This is a genomic window from Nocardioides sp. NPDC127514, assembly GCF_040302125.1.
Taxonomy (GTDB): domain Bacteria; phylum Actinomycetota; class Actinomycetes; order Propionibacteriales; family Nocardioidaceae; genus Nocardioides.
The window spans coordinates 67,046-85,385 of the sequence record NZ_JBEORF010000013.1; the positions used below are offsets into that span (position 1 = coordinate 67,046).

An 18,340-nucleotide genomic window follows, 5' to 3' on the forward strand; every position below is an offset into this window, starting at 1 on the left:
GGGCCGCCAGGCGCTCGCGATGCTGCGAACGTACGCTGCCGGCCAGGTCCTCGAGCAGGACCAGCCCGTCGGCTCGACCCTCGGCGTCGACCCGGATCGCCGCCCCTGCGGGCGAGAGGATGACCAGGTCGGTGACCGTACGCAGGTTGGCGCCCTCGCTGAAGGTGCCCTCGGTCGGGAGGAGCCCGTCGGAACCGCGCCAGCCCAGCGGTCGGCCGTCCTGGTCGACCTCGAGGGTGAGGCCGTCGACACCGTGGTCGATGGGCTTGAGCGCGACCGAGCTCCCGTCGGCGAAGCCGAGGCCCCGGAAGCCGCGATCGCGACCGACGAGCGAGGCGACGAAGTCGTCGGCCGGAGCAGCGAGAAGGTCGGCGGGCGGGGCGAACTGGGCCAGGCGGGCGCCCTGGGCGAAGACGGCGACCTTGTCGCCGAGGCGGATCGCCTCGTCGATGTCGTGGGTGACCAGGACGATCGTCTTGCCGAGCTCGCCCTGGAGCCGGAGCAGCTCCTGCTGGAGGTCGTCGCGTACGACCGGGTCGACGGCCGAGAACGGCTCGTCCATCAGCAGCACCGGCGGGTCGGCCGCGAGCGCCCGGGCGACCCCGACACGCTGCTGCTGGCCGCCCGAGAGCTGGGCCGGGTAGCGCTCGCCGAGGTTGGCGGCGAGCCCGACGCGCTCGAGCAGGTCCAGGGCGCTCGTGCGGGCTTCCCGGCGGGAGATGCCCTGCAGGATCGGGACGGTCGCGACGTTGTCGAGGACCGTGCGGTGCGGGAAGAGCCCGGCGCCCTGGATCACGTAGCCGATCTCGCGCCGCAGCTGCGCCTCCGGGCGGCTGGTGACGTCGTCACCGTCGATCAGGATCCGGCCGGAGGTCGGCTCGATCATCCGGTTGATCATCCGCAACGCGGTCGTCTTGCCGCATCCGGACGGTCCGACGAACACGGTGATCTTCCCGGTGTCGACCGTCAGAGAGAGGTCGTCCACGGCAACGGTGCCGTCCGGATAGCGCTTGGTCACGCCCTCGAACTCGATCACAGCCACCGCTCCTGTCTGTTGTTCTTCACCTGCGGACGCCGTTGCACAAGATCCTCAGCCTGCCAGATCTGGGGAAGGAACCGAAGATGTTAAACGGACAGGGACGTCGGGTTCGCCGTCCGAGCCTCGCTCCTCGATGCTTGAAATCTGCCACATCCCGGGACTCGATGCCCGAGATGCCGACCCGGCGCGGCGCAGGTCGTTCAGTCCTCCAGCGGGCGCAGCTCGTCGGCGTAGGAGACCGAGACGCGGCGCATCACGCCGTCGTCGCTGATCGCGTACTGCCCCATCCGCCACAGTGGCGGTGAGTAGGCGTGGATCGAGACCGCGCCGTCGACCGCGCCGCTCATCCGGTGGATGTGGTCAGGCCCGAAGCCGAAGCTGCGACCCGCGCCGACCTCCCGTTGCACGGGATCGCCGCCGAACCTCGGCTGCTGCTCGAAGACCGCTCCGTGGGTCACCGCCACCGCTCCCGAGGAGATGTCGTGGTCGTGCCAGCCGGTGTCGTCGACGGTGTTCCAGCACAGCAGCCAGACGTCGATGTCCTTGTCCCGGTAGAGCGAGACGTAGTGGCGCCCGCCGGTGTCGTGGCGCACCAGGTGCTCCCACCGCTCGGGGTGTGCTGCGAGCTCGTCGACCCAGGCCCGCAGCTCGCCGGGAGCGAGCGTACGTCCCGGCAGCTCGGGCAGTTCCGCGTCGCTCAGGACCGTGTCGGCCGCCGGCTCGGTCACTGTCGGTTCGGTGATGGTCATCGGTCTCCTCCGGTGAGCAGGTGGTCCGGGTTGGCGACGAAGATCGCCCGGCTCAGGGCCTCGCCGAGGCCGGGATCGGTCGGCTCGGCGTAGGGCCGGTCCGAGCCGTTCACCAGCGGGTCCACGCCGACCACGCGCGACATCGCGTCGATCGCCTGGGTGCCGTAGGACGAGGTCTCGTAGTAGACGTGCCGGTCGATCGCGCCGAGCTCCCCGCCGCGCTGCGCGAGGCGCTCGTGGTGCAGCGGCGCGAGTCCGGCCAGCGCCACGAACGCGATCCGCAGGGTCGGCAGCAGCGACCGCCCCGCGACGTGCCAGGAGTGCCATGCGGCGCTCTGCTGGGCGACGTACGAGGTGAGTGCGGGCCACCATCCGGGCAGCTCGCTCGCTGGGCCCTGGTCGGCGGGTCCCGGGTGCACGAGGACGGACAGGTCGGCCTGCTGGGCCGTGGCCAGGACGGGAGCCAGGGTCTCGAGCGCGGACGGGGTCGTCAGCGCCATCGCCGGGACCTGGAGGCCGTGGACGCGGTCGTGCGCCAGGATCTTGGCGAGGCCGTCGAGGTCCGGTTCGACGAGCGCCGGTGCGGCCCACAGTCCGTAGTCGGCGGGCAGGTCGTCGGCGAAGCCGTGCCAGGCGTCGAGCAGTCCGTGCGCCTCGCCCGGGGTGAGCGACTCGATCCCCAGTGGGCTGGAGAGCGACAGCAGGACGAGGCCGTGCTCCTGCGCTACGCGGCGGGTGAGGTCATGATCTGCCGGGTCGACGGAGTAGGGCGGCTCCCCGTCGAGGTGGAGCACCCAGCCATCGAGGTACGGAGGCTGCCGCCGGCGGCGCAGCTCCTCGATCAGTGCGGGCGGCCACAGGTGCTGGTGGACGTCGACCGGGCGCTTCATGCGCTAAGTCAATAGGTTTAGTTGTGATTAAGCAAGCCTACCCGCCGGTGAGGCACCATGGCGGGATGACCGACACGAACACCCAGATCCTGCTCCGCGCTCGCCCGGTCGGTGAGCCGACCGCCGAAGACTTCTCGATCGTTGCCTCCGAGGTGCCGGCGCCCGCCGAGGGCGAGGTGCTGCTGCGTACGAAATTCCTCTCGCTCGACCCCTACATGCGCGGGCGGATGAGCGATGCACCGTCGTACGCCGCCCCGACCGCCCTGGGGGACGTGCTGCCCGGTGCCACGGTCGCCGAGGTGGTGGAGTCGCGGGATCCGTCGCGGCAGGTGGGCGACGTGGTGCTGGCGTACGGCGGCTGGCAGGCGTTCTCCGTCGCGCCGGCCCAGCACACCCGCCGCCTCGACCCGTCCGTCGCACCGGTCTCCACCGCGCTGGGCGTGCTGGGGATGCCGGGGTTCACGGCGTACGCGGGGTTGACCCAGATCGGGCAGCCGAAGCCCGGCGAGACCGTCGTGGTGGCGGCCGCGACCGGTCCCGTCGGCGCCACGGTCGGACAGATCGCGAAGATCCTCGGCTGCCGGGCCGTCGGCATCGCGGGCGGACCGGAGAAGGTCGCGCATCTGACCGAGCTCGGTTTCGATGCCGCGCTCGACCACCGCGCACCCGACTTCAAGGAGCAGCTCAAGGCGGCGGTCCCCGACGGGATCGACGTCTACTTCGAGAACGTCGGCGGACATGTGTGGAACGCGGTGCTGCCGCGGCTCAACAAGTTCGCCCGGGTGCCGGTCTGCGGGATCGTCGCGCACTACAACGACACCTCCGCTCCTGAGGGACCCGACCGAGCGCCGGGACTGATGCGTCAGGTGCTCAACAAGTCCCTGCTGATCAGGGGTTTCATCCAGACCGAGTTCGTCCGCGACCACGAGCAGAAGTTCCTCGCCGAGGCGACCGGCTGGCTGGCCGAGGGCAGGCTCCGCTACCGCGAGGACATCACCGAGGGTCTCGAGAACGCGCCTGCCGCATTCAACCGGATGCTTCGAGGTCAGAACTTCGGCAAGACGGTGATCAAGGTCAGCTGACCCGGCTCGCTACGACGACGAGGCGGTCGGGGCCTCCACGACCGTCTCGTCGGGAGCAGTCGCCTCCGCGGCCGGTTCCTTGAGGTTCGGGAACTCTGCCGTTCCGTAGAGCGTGCGCAGGTGGTCCCTGATCGTGAGGCTCTCCGGCATGGTCGTCCCCGGCTCGAACGTGGCGATGCAGTTGGCGATCACGGCGTCGAAGGTGACCTTGTCGTCCGCCTCGAGGGTCTCGCCGTAGACCGCGATCGTCGCCACTCGGCAGGGCTCCGCGAGAGTCGCCGCCGTCGCTGCGTCGGTGGGCGTCGGCGTCGGAGTCGGGGTGGGCGTCGGGGTGGGCGTCGGAGTCGGCGTGGGCGTCGGGGTCGGCGTCGGCGTCGGCTCGCTGGTCTCGCCGTCGCTGGGATCTGTGCTCGGGTCCGTCGACGGGTCGGGCTCGTTGTCACCGGAGTCCGCCGGGGGTGGGGGAACCGGAGTCTTGGTGGCGCCGTTGGGAGCGGCCTGGACCTCCGACTTCGGCGTGACCGTGTTCGAGGTGCGCGGAAGGGGGGACGTGGTGGTCCTCATCGAGGAGGTGGACCCACCGTCCACGCTCGGTGAGCCGGGGAACTCCCCGTTGCGGTACTGGTCGGCGATCTTCAGCACCGCCTCGACGTACGTGTCGCTCTGGTTGTAGCGGTAGACCGCGGACTGGGCGCCGGAGTCGGTGCTGACGTCCTCGGTTCCGGCGCACAGGTAGGCCGCGGTGGCGACGGCAGCATCGTCGACGTCCTGGGGGTCGCGGCGGTTGTCGCCGTCACCGTCGGTGCCCACGACCGTCCAGGTGGAGGGGATGAACTGCATCGGGCCGACAGCGTGGTCGTACACCGTGTCGTGGTCGTAGAGGCCGTTGTCGGTGTCGCGGATCGCCGCATAGTTGCCGGCGCCGTTGAGCTGCGGGCCGATGATCGCGGGGAGGGCGAGGCCGTTGGAGTTGAGCTCGCTGCCGCCGAAGCGGCCGTGGTTGCTCTCGACCATGCCGATCGCGGCGACCAGCGCCCAGTCGATGCGGCAGGGGGCGTCGGCGTCGTTGAGCACGGTGGCCGAGCGCTGGTACGCAGCCAGGGCGACCGCCGGGATGGACAGCTCCTCGGCGTTGGAGGCCAACCTCACTGCGTCGGTCGGGGTCAGGTTCTTCACGCCACCCAGGCCGTTGGAGATGCCGAGAGGGTCCTGAAGGGCGCCCGGATCGGGAAGCTCAGGCTGCTGATGACCGGTGTCGAGGCGTGCCTCGTTCGGGGCCAGAACCGCGAAGGCAGCGGTCAGCGCGACGGCGGCAACGGCCCGAGGCCCGATGCTGGTCAGCGCCGCTGTACTGATGCTTCTGGCCCAGAATTTTCGGGGTTCTTTGGTCATGCCGGTCTCACCTCTTCCACGCGTGGGGTACGTGTCCGTCCCATGAGCCTACCCAGGTATTCCATTTCTGCGCCTGGCAATTAGAAATCCCCCCACCTTGGTGATGAACGGCAACGGTCGGGCCACCTGACGTTGGGCTGGTGTTCCCCGGTACGCCGCCTGGGCTCACCTTCCGCCTGTCACCGTGGACGACATGACTGAACGGACTCGTCTGTGGATGGTTCCGCTGGTCGCGGCCGCGGGTTGGGGCGTCGGTTTCCTTCCCCAGCTCGTCCAGCCGCAGCCGCTCCTGCTCGCCCCGATGGTCGCCGAGCTGGTCTCGTTCACGCTGCTCGCCGCCGCGCTAGGCGGGCTCGCGGCGGGGCTGCGCCCGGACCGCCGGATGCTCAGCGCCGTGCTCGCCGGCACCGGTGTCGTCGCCGCGGCCTTCGTCGGGCTGATGTTCGCCGCCGGGCCGGCGGCGACCAACCCGTCGATGTTGACCCATCTGATCGCCATCGCCGCGATCACGACGGTCGCCGGTCTCGCCGCCGGGATCGCCGCGAGCCTCGGGCCGTGCGTGCTGCGGGCGCCGATGCTGGCCGCGCCGGCCGTCTGCGTACCCCTCTGGCTCGACGGGATGCTCCCGGGCGAGCTGCCGTCGTCGGTCATCGATGCGCTGCTGGCGGCTGCCCTGGTGACCGTGCTCGTGACGTCTGTACGCCGCGCCGTCGATGTCGTCGCCTGGGTGCCGGCCTGGATCCTGGGCTGGGCCATGCAGACGCTGCTGACGGTGCTGGTGGCCATCGGCGTACTCATCCAGGAGGGACGCTCGGTCGACGCCGGGCTGCTCTCCTCGCACCTGGTCTACTTCCACGAGCGCTGGAACGAACCCGCGGTGCACTACCCCGCCGGATGGGCGCTCGCCGGCGTCCTGGCACTGGCGATGGTGGCGTGGAAGCTGCGTGACACCCTTCGGGTGTGAAACGTACGCTCATCACTGGAGGCACCCGCGGGATCGGTGCCGCTGTCGCTCGTCGGCTGGCCGCTGACGGCCACTCGCTCGTGCTCGGGTACCTGTCCGACGAAGCTGCTGCCGTCGCGACGCGCGACGAGATCCGGGCGCTCGGGGTCTCCTGCGAGATCGTGGCCGCGGACATCACCACCGACGGCGGGATCGCCGCCCTCTTCGAGGCTGCCGGCCCGGTCACCGGCGTGGTCAACAACGCCGGCGCGACCTACCGCTACGCCCCGCTCGCCGACACTCCGGCCGACGAGATCCGGAGGACGTACGCGGTCAACCTGGTCGGCCCCACGCTGGTCGCCCGCGCGGCCGTGTCCGCGCTCGCCGAGGGTGGGGTGATCGTCAACATCTCCTCGGGTGCCGCCACGCTGGGATCACCGGGAGAGTACGTCCACTACGCCGCCGCGAAGGCCGGCATCGACGCGCTCACCAAGGGCCTCGGGCTCGAGGTCGCCCCGCTCGGCATCCGGGTCGTCGCGGTCGCCCCCGGGCTCACCGAGACCGACATGCACGCCAACACCGGCGACCCCGGCCGGATCGCGCGGATGGCACCCCAGATCCCGATCGGCCGAGCGGGCTCACCCGATGAGGTCGCCGAGGCCGTCGCCTGGCTGATGAGCGAGAAGGCCGGGTACGTCACCGCGACGACGCTGCGGGTGACCGGCGGGCGGTGATGCCCGGACCAGGACCGCGGCGTACACAGCGAGGTAACGCGTTCGACGTCGTGTCGTGCCCCCACGCGGTTGTCCGATGGACAACAATCTCCTCATGAGGCCCCAGGTCGTCGCGCATCGCGGCGCCAGTCATGAGATCGCGGAGCACACCCTCGCTGCGTACGTCGCAGCCCTGGATGCGGGCGCGGACGCCTTGGAGTGCGACGTACGTCTGACCATGGACGGGCATCTCGTCTGCGTCCACGACCGTCACCTGCGCCGCATCGGCGCGCGGGGGCTGGTCTCGGAGATGACCCTCGCCGAGCTGCAGGCGATCGACTTCGCGGCCTGGAAGAACGGGTTCTGGGAGGGGGAGGACGAGCAGCCCGACCGGGACATGCGGGGCGTGCTCACGCTGCACCGGCTGCTGCGGGTCGTGCGGGACTACGGCCGGCACGTCGAGATGGCGATCGAGACCAAGCACCCGACGCGCTACGGCGGGCTGACCGAGGGGCGTCTGGTCGACGTGCTCAACGACTTCGGCTGGGCGGGTCCGGGCAGCCCGGTGCGGGTGATGAGCTTCTCGTTCACGGCGCTGCAGCGGGTGGAGCGGCTGGCTCCGGGCGTACCTCTGGTCCAGCTCGTCGACCGCGCCGCCAACTGGTCGCTCCTGCGGCACGCGATCGGCCCGGACTGGTGGCTCGGAGCCAGCGTCGAGATGCTCACCGCCCACCCCAAGCTCGGGCGTCGGCTGGCGTCGAAGGGCCGCAACCTCCACGTCTACACCGTCAACACCGAGGAGCAGCTCAAGCTCTGCCTCGACCTCGGGGTCAATGCGGTCATCACCGACCGGCCGGGGTTCATGCTGGAGCTGCTCGGCCGCTGAGGCGTGTTACCTGGCGCGCGGGCCCGGCAGGTTAGGGTTTGGCCGTGGCCAAGAAGTCCCGAGTCAAGAACCGTCAGGCGGCTGCGGCCCCGACGGACGGTCCCAACCCGCGCGCGGCGTGCCCGTGCGGGTCCGGCAAGCGCTACAAGGCGTGCCACGGTGCCGCCGGCGGCGCGTTCGTGGGGCGCCCGTTCGAGGGCCTGCCCGGCGAGTGCGACCTGGTCGCGCTGCGTGAGCTGGTGCCCTCGGCAACGGTGTCGCTGACGGTGAAGGGCTTCGAGTCGACGCCGGTCACGCTGGGCACCCTGCTGCCCGGCGCCGCTCCGGCGATGTCGCGCGACTCGGGTGAGGTCTGGGCCGGGCTGCAGGTGCAGCACAACTACGGCGACGTGTCGCGCGATGTGGCTGCGGCGCTGCTCCAGGCGCTCGAGGCGCGGGCGTCGGGTGAGTCCGGCATCTTCGGCCTGACCACCGCACCCGGCGACGGGCCGCGGCTGCAGGACCTGATCACCAACTCCTCGCTCGACGTGACCGTCCACGAGGGCTTCGACTGGTGGCTCGCCGACGTCGAGGACAAGGGCGACTTCGAGCACGCGCTCGAGCACGCCAACGAGTCGGTGCTGCCGACGCTGCGACTGGCGTCGGTCGAGGCTGCGTACTGGACCTCGGTCGGCTCCAAGGAGCACCTGCGCTGGGTGATGCCCGAGCCCGAGGACGCCCTGCTGACCGCGCTCGCGCGCCTGCACGTGACCGGCGAGGACGTGATCATCCCCGACGCTCGTTTCGTCGGCATGTTCCGTGCCCACGGTCTGCTCGCGCCCGTCTGGGACCTGCCGGTCGGCACCGGTGCCGAGGCGCTCGAGGAGCCGGCGGTGGCGTTCAAGAAGCTGCTCGACGAGGCTCTCGCCGACGACTCCGAGATCACCCCCGAGGTGCGCTCCGCTCGCGCCGGGCTCGCCAACCGACAGGTCACCATCCGCTGAGGTGGATGCTGACCGAGTTACCTCGGTCAGCACTCACCTACTTCGTGGAGTTCCGCGAGGGAAGCGACGGTTCACCGAGTTGCCTCGGTGAGCATTCGCCGCTCACGCCTGCTCCACCGGCAACCAGAGCTCGCACGAGGCGTACGTCTCGGTGAGCTCGAGGTAGCGCAGGATCGACGGGCCGGGGCGGAGCCGCCACGGGTTCGACGGGAACCAGTCGGTGGCGGTCGCCGCCCAGAGCCGCTGCAGCGTCTCCGGGTGCGGGCCGCTGGAGGCGAAGACCGCCCAGGAGCCGGCTGGCACGGTGATGCTGTCGAGCCCGTCCGGAACCTCTGCCGACGGCGTGACCGCGACCCCGTGCAGGTAGGTGATCATCGATCCCTCCGGTGCATCAGGCGACGCGGACTCGGTGACGGCGAGGATGCCGCGCGGGTCGGTGTCGTTGAGCTCCTTGAGGCGGACATGCTCCTCGGGTGCGAGCGAGGCGATGTGTGCCTGGATGTGCGGGTTCACGCCTTCGTAGATCAGCGGGACCTTGGTGGCGTGGCCGACGAGCCGGAGCTCGGGCATGTCGTTGATGGTGACGTCCATCGGGGTGCTCCCTTCGACGCTCAGACGGAACCTGAGCGTGGGTTGTGTGCGTAGCGGACCACCGGATCGGCGTACGTCGGCCGGAGCCGTTCCGTGCACGGCACGGAATGCGCGCCCGAACGCCTCGGTCGAGCCGTAGCCGTAGCGGACCGCGACCTCCAGGAGGTCAGGGGCACCGGCCACCAGGTCGGCCGCTGCCAGAGTCATCCGGCGGCGGCGTACGTAGTCGGACAGGGGCATCCCGGCCAGCGCCGAGAACATCCGGCGCAGGTGGTACTCGGTGGTGCCGTGGTCGCGAGCGACCCGAGCCACGTCCACCTCGCCGGTGAGATCTGCCTCGACCAAGTCGACCAGGGTGTTGAGCGTTCCGATCATGTGGTCCTCCTTTCGCCATCAAGCCTCGCCCGGGAGCAACCTCCGGCGCCCGACTATCCTGGCCCGGTTCGATCAGGTTCAGTCGGACCGCGAACGCAGCCGGAACGCCTGTAGGCGGGAGTAGCCCTTCACGCTCGTACGCCGCATCTTCTCGACCTGGAAGCCGTCGACGTCCTCGAGCGCGGCGGCGGCGTTCTCGTCGATGACCACCGACGAGGGCCGGGCGACGGTCGTGAGGCGGGCGGCGATGTTGACCGTCGGACCGAAGACGTCGCCGAGCCGGAGCACCACGTCGCCGTAGGATATCCCGGCTCTGACGTGCGGAAACGCGCTGTCGCGATCCTCTCCGAGGGCGGCCAGCTCAAGGGCGGTCCGGGCGGCCGCAGCGACGTCCTCGAAGGTGAAGAACACCCCGTCGCCGAGATACTTGATCACCCGTCCGCCGTGCTCGACGACGACGTCGGAGCAGGTGTCCTCGAACTCCTCGACCCAGTCGACCAGCTCCTTGTCGCTGAGCCGCTTGGAACGGGAGGTGTAGCCGACGATGTCGACGAAGCCGACCGCCAGCGGCACGGCGGAGGCGTCCGCGACGGTGAGCATCCGGCGGGCCGCGCTGACCAGGTGGCGGCGCCAGACGTAGTCCTGCAGCGACTCGACGAGCGGCAGCACCTGTCCGGTCAGGGCGACCAGGTCCTCGACCTCGTCGCCGCCCCGCTCCCGCGCGACCTCGGCCAGCAGCGACGTCTGCCACTCGGCCAGGCGTGCGTAGGACCGTCCCCAGGTCCGCACCAGCGCCGCCTGCCGATCCTCGCTGAGCACCCCGAGGCGTACGAGCTCCTGCGTCATCCGCAATGCCTCGACATCGGCGTCGGTGAAGGCGATCTCGTCCTCGCCCGCATGCGGGAAGCCGAGGTGGTGCCAGAGGTCCTCGGTGACCGACATGGGTACGCCGGCGGCATCCGCCACCTCGGCGCGGGTCAGCGTGGGCGTCTGGCCGAGGACGAAGGACTCGACCACGGCGAGCGCCTCGGCCAGCTCGATGTCGGCCTCACGGCTACGTCCCTGGCCGAGGCCCTCGTCAGCATGTTCGTCGAGCGTCAGGAGCCGAACCTGTCCTTGGCGACCTTCTCCAGCGCCCTCGCGAACGTCGGCATCTCGACGGACAGCTGCTGCAGCTTGTCGGCGCTGAGGTGGATCAGGTCGAGCGGGGTGAGGGCGACGATGGAGGCCGTGCGCAGCGAGCCCCTCATGATCGCCGCCTCGCCGATGATGTCACCGGGACCGCACTGGGCGATCTCCTCCTTGTCCCGGCGGACCGAGACGGTGCCGTTGAGGATGATGTAGGCCTTGTCCGGCGGGGTGTCCTCCCAGATCGGCGACCAGCCCTCCGGCAGGTGCACGCGGGTGCCGGTGGCGCTGATGTGCGCGATCTCCTTGGGCGTGAACATGGAGAAGAACGACTCGGTCACGAGGGTTTCCTTCGGGGTCGGCTGTGGGGTGGCTGCCGCTATGTGACGGCAGTTACAGAGATCAACGATGTTCGTCTACAGGGGTTACCCGCGAGTGAAGTTGGCTATGCGGGCAGCGGGTCGCGGGCGATCGGGCAGCTCATGCATCGCGGGCCGCCGCGGCCGGAGCCCAGCTCGGAACCCGCGATCGCGATGACCTCGATGCCGGCGGCCTCCAGGGCCCCGTTGGTCTGCGTGTTGCGCTCGTACGCCACGACCACGCCCGGCGCCAGTGCCAGGGTGTTGTTGCCGTCGTCCCACTGCTCGCGCTCGGCGGCGACCGGGTCGAGCCCGGTGTCGACGTGGTGGAGCTTGTCGATCCCCATCGCCTCGGCCGCGACCTCGAGGAACGGGCGCGGGGCCGCGATGTTCAGCTGGCCGTCGCCCGCGGGGGTCACGGCGTACGCCACCAGCGAGTCGACCGCGTTCGGGTAGATCACCATCTTGTCGGTGTTCACCAGCGTGGCGATGGTGTCCAGGTGCATCGTCGCGCGCTCCTGCGCGATCGGCACCGCGAGCACGGTGTGGGCGAGCTCCTCGGCGAAGACCTGGCGGGCGAGCCGCTCGGCGCCCGCGGGGGTGGTGCGCTCGCCGACCCCGACCGCGACGACACCAGGAGCCAGGAGGAGTACGTCCCCACCCTCGACGTGCTCCAGGTGGGCGCCGTGCAGCCGCGGGCTGGCCTGGAAGCGCGGGTGGAACTGGTAGATCAGCTCGGTGAGCGCGGTCTCGCGCTTGCGAGCAGGCATCGCCAGCGAGGTGACCGTGGCCCGGTCGCGGATCCACACGGACGAGTCGCGGGTGAAGAGCAGGTTGGGGAGCGGGTCGATCAGGAAGTCGTCGTGGGCGAGCAGGCTGGTGACCAGACCGTGGCCGCCGCGTACCTCGTCGTTGCGGATGCCGGCGGTCAGATGGTCGGTCAGCTCGGCCGGTCCGGCGTCGGCGAGGGCACCGCTCAGGTAGTCGCGCAGGGTGTCGCCGAGGGTCAGCGAGCCGAGCACGTTCTCGAGCGCGAGCTTCCGCGCCTCTGGCACCTCGAGGGTCTGGGTGAGCAGGTCGGTCAGGTAGAGCACCTCGACGTCGCGATCCCGCAGCGCGGCCGCGAAGGCGTCGTGCTCGTCCTGTGCCCGCTTCACCCACGGAATGCCGTCGAAGAGCAGCTTGTCGTTGTTGCGCGGCGTCAGCCGGGTCAGCTCCCGGCCGGGCCGGTGGAGCATTACCGTACGCAGTCGTCCGACCTCGCTGTCGGCGCCAAGTTCAACCATGCCGGGCAGCCTAGGCGACGTCTCGTCAGGCGAACACCTCGACCAACGTCAGGATGCCCAGGACGAGGCAGACGGCGGCTCCGACGTAGTGCAGGACGTGCAGCTTGATGAACCGGAGCAGCGTACGTCCCAGCAGCACCGCGAGCCCCGAGACTGCCAGCAACGCGGCCCAGGAGCCGATGAAGACCGAGACCGGGTCGTGGTAACGGGCCACCAGCGAGACGCTCAGCAGCTGGGAGAGGTCTCCCCACTCGGCCGCGAAGAGGACCATGAAGCTGGCCAGGACCTGGCGGAACCCGCGTACGTCCTTGGCCTTCTCGGCGAACTCGCTGCCGTCGTCCTCGGACGCGATGCCGTGGTGGCGGCGCCCCTCGATGAAGAGGAATACCGCGCCGCCCAGGAAGAGCAGCGCCGCGACGACGTGGACCAGGTCGGTCGGGAGGAGCGTCGCCACCCCGCCGATCGCCACCGCGATGAGCGTCTGGACCGCGAACGCCGCGCCCACGCCGAGCCACACGAAGATCGGCCGGTACTTCGTCGACAGCACCAGGGTCGCCAGGAACGTCTTGTCCGGCAGCTCGACGACGAAGATCGCGGCGAAGGCCAGCGCGACGACGGTGATGTCCATCAGGGTTTCCGTTCCAGTTCTTTACGTCCGGCCCTCATCGTCGCACCCCGGCTCGACCAGCGGTCGGGCGAGGGCGGCGGCCTTGGCCTCGGCGAGTACGTCGATCGCCGGGCGATCGAGTGCTGCGGCGACGCGGGCGACGTCGTCCCACTCCGGCTGCAGGTTGACGACCTCGTCGTCGAGGCGGGCGGCCTTGACCGCGATCGGGTGTCCGTCGACGCTCACGGTGAGCATCTCGCGGGGCAGGGCGTGCTTGACGACCTCGTGCTCGCGTACGCCGATCGTCGAGGTCTCCCGGAAGAACACCCGCCGGACCGCCTCGGCGGCGTCGGGACGGGTGAGAGCGTGGAGGGTGTAGGCCGGTCGGCCCTTCTTCATCAGGATCGGCATGACCCAGGCGTCGTGGGCGCCGGCGGAGAGGAGCGCGTCGAGGGCACGGGGGATCAGCCGCGGCTCGAGATCGTCGATGTTCGCTTCGATGACGAGCTCGGTCTCCGGGGCCGGGGCACTTTCCCGCCTTGGTGGGGAAATGCCTGCCTCTGCCGCAGGATCCGCCCGCACTTCCCCGCCATGGCGGGATTCTGCCCCCGCGCCGACAGCCTCGCCGACCAGTATGCGGAGTGTGTTCGACCAGCCCTCCGGATCCCTGCCGCCCGCGCCGACACCGATCGCCGTGGTCGTCATCGGCGGCTGAGCCCCCCACCTCGTCGCGAGGGTGGTGAGGAGCGCGGCGCCGGTCGGCGTGCACATCTCCATCGCCGGGTGTCCGGACGACCCCGCGTAAGAAGGTACGCCGGTGAGCAGCCGCGCCACGGCCGGCGGCGGCACCGGGAGGGTGCCGTGGGCTGCCCGGATCGATCCCGATCCGACCGCGATCGGGGAGACGACGACCTCGTCGGACCCGAGGTGCACGAAGCCCGCGCAGACCCCGACCACGTCGGCGATCGCGTCCAGCGCTCCGACCTCGTGGAAGTGGACCGACTCGGGAGAGATCCCGTGCACGGCGCCCTCGGCCTCGGCCAGCCGCTCGAAGACCAGCAGCGCCAGGTCACGCACCGCGTCGTCCAGAGCGGCGCCGGTCAGCAGCGCCCGGACGTCGGTCCAGGTCCGATGGTGGACCGAGTCGGCGATCGAGACATGACACCGGGTCGCGGCCAGCGCGCCACGGGTCACCTGCGACGCAGCGAGATCCACCGGCTCGGGTGCGACCGCATCCACGGAGGAGGCGATCACCGAGAGGGGCACGCCGGCGCCGACGAGCGCGCCGAGCAGCATGTCCCCCGAGGCTCCGGAGGACGCGTCGACCCAGACGATGCTCACCGAGCCCGCCGCGCGATCCGGGCCGCCGCGACCCCGGCGCCGTAGCCGTTGTCGATGTTGACCACGGTCACGCCGGGAGCACACGAGTTGAGCATCGCCAGCAGCGCGGCCAGCCCGCCGAAGGAGGCGCCGTAGCCCACGGACGTCGGCACCCCGATCATCGGCACCCCCACCAGCCCGCCGACCACGGAGGGCAGGGCACCTTCCATGCCCGCGACGACGATCAGGCAGTCGGCGTCGTCGAGCCGGTCGCGTACGGCCATCAGGCGGTGGATCCCGGCGACGCCGACGTCGGTGATCCGCTCGACACCGGCGCCGTGGACCCGGCAGGTGAGGGCGGCCTCGGCCGCGACGGGCCCGTCCGAGGTCCCGGCCGCGACGACGCACACCCGGCCCTGCGGGGCCGGCAGTGGCCCGAGCGTGACGGCACGGGCCTCGGCGTCGTGGACCGCCGTCGGCAGCTCGGCCGCGACCCGGGCGGCCGCCTCGGCGGAGACCCGGGTGGCCAGGACGGCGCGCGAGGGATGAGCCTCGTGCAGTCGGCGAAGGATCGCGACGACCTGTTCGGGAGTCTTGCCGTCGGCGTACACGACCTCGGGGTCACCGGTGCGGCGCTCCCGGTCGAGGTCGACGCGGGCGAACCCGAGGTCGGCGGTCGGCTCGTCCGGCATCGCTCAGAACCGCGCCGGGTCGGCGGGGTAGACCCCGAGCAGCTTCACGTCGGTTGTGAAGAAGGCCAGCTCCTCCAGGGCCCGCTTCAGCCCCGGCTGGTCCGGGTGGCCGTCGACCTCGGCGAGGAACTGGGTGGCGGTGAACTTGCCATCCACCATGTAGGACTCCAGCTTGGTCATGTTGACGCCGTTGGTCGCGAAGCCGCCGAGCGCCTTGTACAGGGCCGCCGGGAGGTTGCGTACGTTGAAGATGAACGAGGTCACCACCGGACCCGCGTCGGCGGGAGCCTGGATGAAGTCGGGCGAGAGCACCACGAAGCGGGTGGTGTTGTGGTCGGCGTCCTCGATGTCGGTGGCGAGCACGTCCAGTCCGTAGATCGAGGCGGCCAGCGGCGGGGAGATCGCCGCCATCGTCGGGTCACCGGCCTCGATCACCTCACGCGCGGCACCGGCGGTGTCACCGGAGACGACCGGCGTGAAGCCGTGCTCCCGGATGATGTTGCGGCACTGGCCCAGGGCGTGGACGTGGGAGTGGACCGTACGGATGTCGTCCAGGTGGGCGCCCGGAAGGCCGAGCAGGTGGAACCGGATCCGCAGGTAGTGCTCGGCGATGATGTGCAGGTTGGACTCGGGAAGGAAGTGGTGGATGTCGGCCACCCGCCCGGCCAGGGAGTTGTCGATCGGGATCATCGCCAGCGACGCCTCACCCGCCTCGACGGTCGCGAACACGTCCTCGAACGAGGCGCACGGCACCGACTCCAGCTCGGGGTAGTGCCGCTGGCACACCATGTGTGAGTTGGACCCTGGTTCGCCCTGATAGGCGATGCGATGTGGCTCGGACACAGCGACAGTCTAGATTCGCCCGATGTGCTCGCTCTTGCAATTCTCAGTCTGCTGACAGCAATCGCCGCCCTGGTCCTCGCCGGAGCGTCCTGGCAGAAGACGAAGGACGTACGTCGCCCCGACCCTGCCGCCGTCGAGTCGCTGCCGACCGACGTCGCCGGTCTGCGCGCCGAGGTCGCGGCCCTGCGCGCCGAGTCGGCGATGAACCTGCGCCACCTCGCGGTCGTGCGCTTCGACGCCTTCGGAGACGCCGGCGGCCACCTGAGCTGGTGCCTGGCGCTGCTCGACGACAACGGCGACGGGGTCGTGCTCACCTCGATCCACGGTCGCACCGAGGCGAGGTCGTACGCGAAGAGCATCAGCGCCTGGAAGTCGTCCCAGCTGATGTCGCCCGAGGAGACCGAGGCCGTCCAGCAGGCCAAGCCCAGGAGCTGATCCGAGCTGATCCGGGCCCAAAAACGACGCCGGCACGCTCGGGCGTGGCGGGGGAACCGTTCCGAGCGTGCCGGTTTCAAACCCGGGCTGCGGGTGGGACGGCCCGGGAGTCGACCACTGGTCGCGGGGGATTTCCGACCAGTGTGTGGGTCTTGCCACGTCGCCGGCCGGAGTCAGGCTTGAGCCCGGTCGAAGACGACGACTCGGCTCACGCCGAGTCGTGTCAGACACCTTATGAACATTTACTTGTCAACAAGACATCTGTGTCGGCGAGTCGGCTCGGTTTTGCCATGAGAATCGACGCCAAACGCGCTGAAAACATGCAGAAAGAGGGACTTTAGGCCCTGATTACCGGGACTTCGGGCCCGCCGCGTGTCGGTGAGATTCGGGACCGAATCGGGACTGGCCGTCAGCGTGGCACGCGGACGAGCAGGCGCCCGGGAAGACACTGCATGCGGAGCTCGCGACCCTCGGAGATCGTGTCGCCGTCGAGCTGGCGCGGCTGGTCGTGGTTGGTCCGGATCACGACGCTGGCGCCGGTCATCCGGTTGACCAGATTGTCGGTACGCGGCCGCTTGCTCAGCACCCGGACCGCGAGCGGGAGCCAGGACCAGAATCGCTGCGGATAGAGCAGCACCACGTCGATGAGCCCGTCGTCGAGCGCGGCAGCCGGCAGCAGCGGCATGTTCGCCTGGAGGTAGCCGACGTTGCCGACCACGACCGTGCGCGCGCGGTGCCTGGTGAACTCGCCGTCGTCGACGGAGATCTCCAGCCGCATCGCCGGGAACATCAGGCTCTTGAAGGCGGAGAGGACGTACGCCATCCAGCCGATCCGCTTCTTGATGTCCTCGTTGACGCCGCTCATGATCGCGGCGTCGAAGCCCATCCCGGCCATGACCAGGAAGTTGGTGTCCTCGAGGTTGTCGCCCGAGACCTCGACCAGGTCGATCGCCTGGTCCTGCCCGGTGAGCGCGACGTCGATCGCGGCGCGGATGTAGAGCGGGATCGACAGGTTGCGGGCCAGCAGGTTGCCGGTGCCGCCGGGGACGATCCCGACGGCGATGCCGGTGCCGGCCAGGGCGGAGCAGACCTCGCGTACGGTGCCGTCGCCACCACAGACGAGGACCAGGTCGGCGCCCTCCGCCTGGGCCGCCAGCGCCATCCCCTTGCCCGGGTCGTCGACCGTGGTCAGGTGCCAGGTCGGCGTCTTCCAGCCGGACTCCCTGGCCATCGTGGTGACCATCGTCTTGAAGTGCTCGACCGACTCGACCTTGATCGGGTTGAGGACGACCGCGATCCTCCGGTTGCCGCGCACCGAGTCGACCAGCGGCCGACGTCCGAGCGCGTGCGAGGCGGGCAGCGGCGTGTAGAGCGCCATGCCGAGGAAGACGGCACCTGCGGCGAAGAGGATCCCGCCGAGCACGTCGGAGGGGTAGTGGCGCCCGAGGAAGACCCGGTCGGCGGCGACGAGCACCACCAGCACGATGAGGCCGGTGTAGGCCAGGCGACGGATGCCGCGGCGGCGTACGAACATCGTCACGACCACCGCGATCACACCCGCGAGCACCGCGATCCCGGTCGCATGACCGGAGGGGTACGCCGGTGACTCGTGGAACCACGACGCCAGCTGCCACGCGGGCCGGTCCCGGTCGACGAGCAGCACCACCGCGCGGCGTACGACCAGCGTGATCACCACGACGCCGAACACGTAGACCGCGGCGCGCAGGTACGTCCGGAACAGCCCCGCGGCGACCAGGAGCGCGACGCCGACGGCGAGGTACCACTCGGTGGCCACCTCGACGATGTGCCAGAAGTCGAGCATCCAGCCGTGCTCCGCGGTCACCGCCGTCGCGTCCCGGCCGAGCTCGTCGATCGTCGAGACCGGCGGCCACCCGTTGACCCCCGCGATCCCGATCAGGGCGCACAGAGCGAACAGCGAGGCCGCCCAGAGCAGCAGGGCACGGCGCGAAAGGTCAAGCACGGTGAGTCAGTATGCGCGATACGTCTTCCACACAGTGAATGAACGG

18 protein-coding genes and 1 pseudogene are annotated in these 18,340 nt (G+C 70.3%); 6 read left to right on the plus strand and 13 right to left on the minus strand.

Annotation, left to right across the window (positions count from 1 at the left end):
- Window positions 1–313: 313 nt before the first annotated feature.
- The 3 genes and pseudogenes from ABTX24_RS12185 to ABTX24_RS12195 all read right to left on the minus strand — a co-directional run.
- Window positions 314–1,036 (minus strand): annotated as a pseudogene (locus tag ABTX24_RS12185) (ABC transporter ATP-binding protein); the annotation flags it as partial.
- Between the two features lie 203 nt (window positions 1,037–1,239).
- The gene (locus tag ABTX24_RS12190; protein WP_350839878.1) at window positions 1,240–1,788 is read right to left on the minus strand and encodes a cysteine dioxygenase; all 549 of its coding nucleotides are present in this window, start codon (window positions 1,786–1,788) and stop codon (window positions 1,240–1,242) included.
- Entirely contained in the window at window positions 1,785–2,678 is an 894-nt protein-coding gene (locus ABTX24_RS12195) for an amidohydrolase family protein (protein WP_350839880.1), read from the minus strand. Before ABTX24_RS12195 ends, ABTX24_RS12190 begins: the two co-directional genes overlap by 4 nt.
- A 65-nt stretch (window positions 2,679–2,743) precedes the next feature.
- Between ABTX24_RS12195 and curA the strand changes: the two genes are divergently transcribed.
- Window positions 2,744–3,760, plus strand: coding sequence for an NADPH-dependent curcumin/dihydrocurcumin reductase (gene curA, locus ABTX24_RS12200; protein ID WP_160025949.1), 1,017 nt, complete (start codon window positions 2,744–2,746; stop codon window positions 3,758–3,760).
- A gap of 9 nt (window positions 3,761–3,769) precedes the next feature.
- Here curA and ABTX24_RS12205 read toward each other — a convergent pair whose 3' ends face one another.
- On the minus strand, window positions 3,770–5,152 hold the full coding sequence (locus tag ABTX24_RS12205; protein ID WP_350839882.1) for a lytic murein transglycosylase: 1,383 nt from the start codon (window positions 5,150–5,152) through the stop codon (window positions 3,770–3,772).
- Window positions 5,153–5,345: 193 nt separating this feature from the next.
- On the opposite strand from ABTX24_RS12205, the gene ABTX24_RS12210 reads away from it, so the two are divergent.
- The 4 genes from ABTX24_RS12210 to ABTX24_RS12225 all read left to right on the plus strand — a co-directional run bounded on the left by ABTX24_RS12210 (window position 5,346) and on the right by ABTX24_RS12225 (window position 8,677).
- On the plus strand, window positions 5,346–6,116 hold the full coding sequence (locus ABTX24_RS12210; RefSeq protein ID WP_350839884.1) for a hypothetical protein: 771 nt from the start codon (window positions 5,346–5,348) through the stop codon (window positions 6,114–6,116).
- Window positions 6,113–6,829: an SDR family NAD(P)-dependent oxidoreductase gene (locus ABTX24_RS12215; protein ID WP_160025946.1), complete on the plus strand. Its 717-nt coding sequence runs from the start codon at window positions 6,113–6,115 to the stop codon at window positions 6,827–6,829. Before ABTX24_RS12210 ends, ABTX24_RS12215 begins: the two co-directional genes overlap by 4 nt.
- A gap of 94 nt (window positions 6,830–6,923) precedes the next feature.
- Complete coding sequence (locus ABTX24_RS12220; RefSeq protein ID WP_350839886.1) at window positions 6,924–7,694, plus strand: glycerophosphodiester phosphodiesterase family protein; 771 nt, start codon at window positions 6,924–6,926, stop codon at window positions 7,692–7,694.
- A 44-nt stretch (window positions 7,695–7,738) separates the two neighbouring features.
- Window positions 7,739–8,677, plus strand: a complete 939-nt coding sequence (locus tag ABTX24_RS12225) for a DUF5926 family protein (RefSeq protein WP_160025944.1) — start codon at window positions 7,739–7,741, stop codon at window positions 8,675–8,677.
- Window positions 8,678–8,779: 102 nt separating this feature from the next.
- On the opposite strand, the gene ABTX24_RS12230 is transcribed toward ABTX24_RS12225, so the two are convergent.
- The 8 genes from ABTX24_RS12230 to ABTX24_RS12265 all read right to left on the minus strand — a co-directional run bounded on the left by ABTX24_RS12230 (window position 8,780) and on the right by ABTX24_RS12265 (window position 15,878).
- Entirely contained in the window at window positions 8,780–9,643 is an 864-nt protein-coding gene (locus tag ABTX24_RS12230) for an AraC family transcriptional regulator (protein ID WP_350839888.1), read from the minus strand.
- A 78-nt stretch (window positions 9,644–9,721) separates the two neighbouring features.
- Window positions 9,722–10,660 carry an adenylate/guanylate cyclase domain-containing protein gene (locus tag ABTX24_RS12235; protein WP_350839890.1) on the minus strand — a complete coding sequence of 313 codons (939 nt, stop codon included), beginning with the start codon at window positions 10,658–10,660 and terminating at the stop codon, window positions 9,722–9,724.
- A gap of 80 nt (window positions 10,661–10,740) precedes the next feature.
- Window positions 10,741–11,112 carry a cyclic nucleotide-binding domain-containing protein gene (locus ABTX24_RS12240; protein WP_350839892.1) on the minus strand — a complete coding sequence of 124 codons (372 nt, stop codon included), beginning with the start codon at window positions 11,110–11,112 and terminating at the stop codon, window positions 10,741–10,743.
- Between the two features lie 104 nt (window positions 11,113–11,216).
- Window positions 11,217–12,416 (minus strand): arginine deiminase, encoded by a 1,200-nt coding sequence (locus tag ABTX24_RS12245; protein ID WP_350839894.1) that lies wholly within the window; start codon window positions 12,414–12,416, stop codon window positions 11,217–11,219.
- A 25-nt stretch (window positions 12,417–12,441) separates the two neighbouring features.
- Window positions 12,442–13,044 carry a TMEM165/GDT1 family protein gene (locus ABTX24_RS12250; RefSeq protein WP_350839896.1) on the minus strand — a complete coding sequence of 201 codons (603 nt, stop codon included), beginning with the start codon at window positions 13,042–13,044 and terminating at the stop codon, window positions 12,442–12,444.
- Between the two features lie 21 nt (window positions 13,045–13,065).
- Window positions 13,066–14,364: a nickel pincer cofactor biosynthesis protein LarC gene (larC, locus tag ABTX24_RS12255; protein ID WP_350839898.1), complete on the minus strand. Its 1,299-nt coding sequence runs from the start codon at window positions 14,362–14,364 to the stop codon at window positions 13,066–13,068.
- On the minus strand, window positions 14,361–15,035 hold the full coding sequence (larB, locus tag ABTX24_RS12260; RefSeq protein WP_350839900.1) for a nickel pincer cofactor biosynthesis protein LarB: 675 nt from the start codon (window positions 15,033–15,035) through the stop codon (window positions 14,361–14,363). The genes larC and larB overlap by 4 nt, the downstream gene beginning before the upstream one ends.
- A 3-nt stretch (window positions 15,036–15,038) precedes the next feature.
- Window positions 15,039–15,878, minus strand: a complete 840-nt coding sequence (locus ABTX24_RS12265) for a prephenate dehydratase (protein ID WP_160025936.1) — start codon at window positions 15,876–15,878, stop codon at window positions 15,039–15,041.
- A gap of 24 nt (window positions 15,879–15,902) precedes the next feature.
- On the opposite strand from ABTX24_RS12265, the gene ABTX24_RS12270 reads away from it, so the two are divergent.
- Entirely contained in the window at window positions 15,903–16,313 is a 411-nt protein-coding gene (locus ABTX24_RS12270) for a DUF4446 family protein (RefSeq protein ID WP_350839902.1), read from the plus strand.
- A 409-nt stretch (window positions 16,314–16,722) separates the two neighbouring features.
- On the opposite strand, the gene ABTX24_RS12275 is transcribed toward ABTX24_RS12270, so the two are convergent.
- Window positions 16,723–18,294, minus strand: coding sequence for a bifunctional phosphatase PAP2/diacylglycerol kinase family protein (locus tag ABTX24_RS12275; protein ID WP_350839904.1), 1,572 nt, complete (start codon window positions 18,292–18,294; stop codon window positions 16,723–16,725).
- Window positions 18,295–18,340 lie beyond the last annotated feature (46 nt).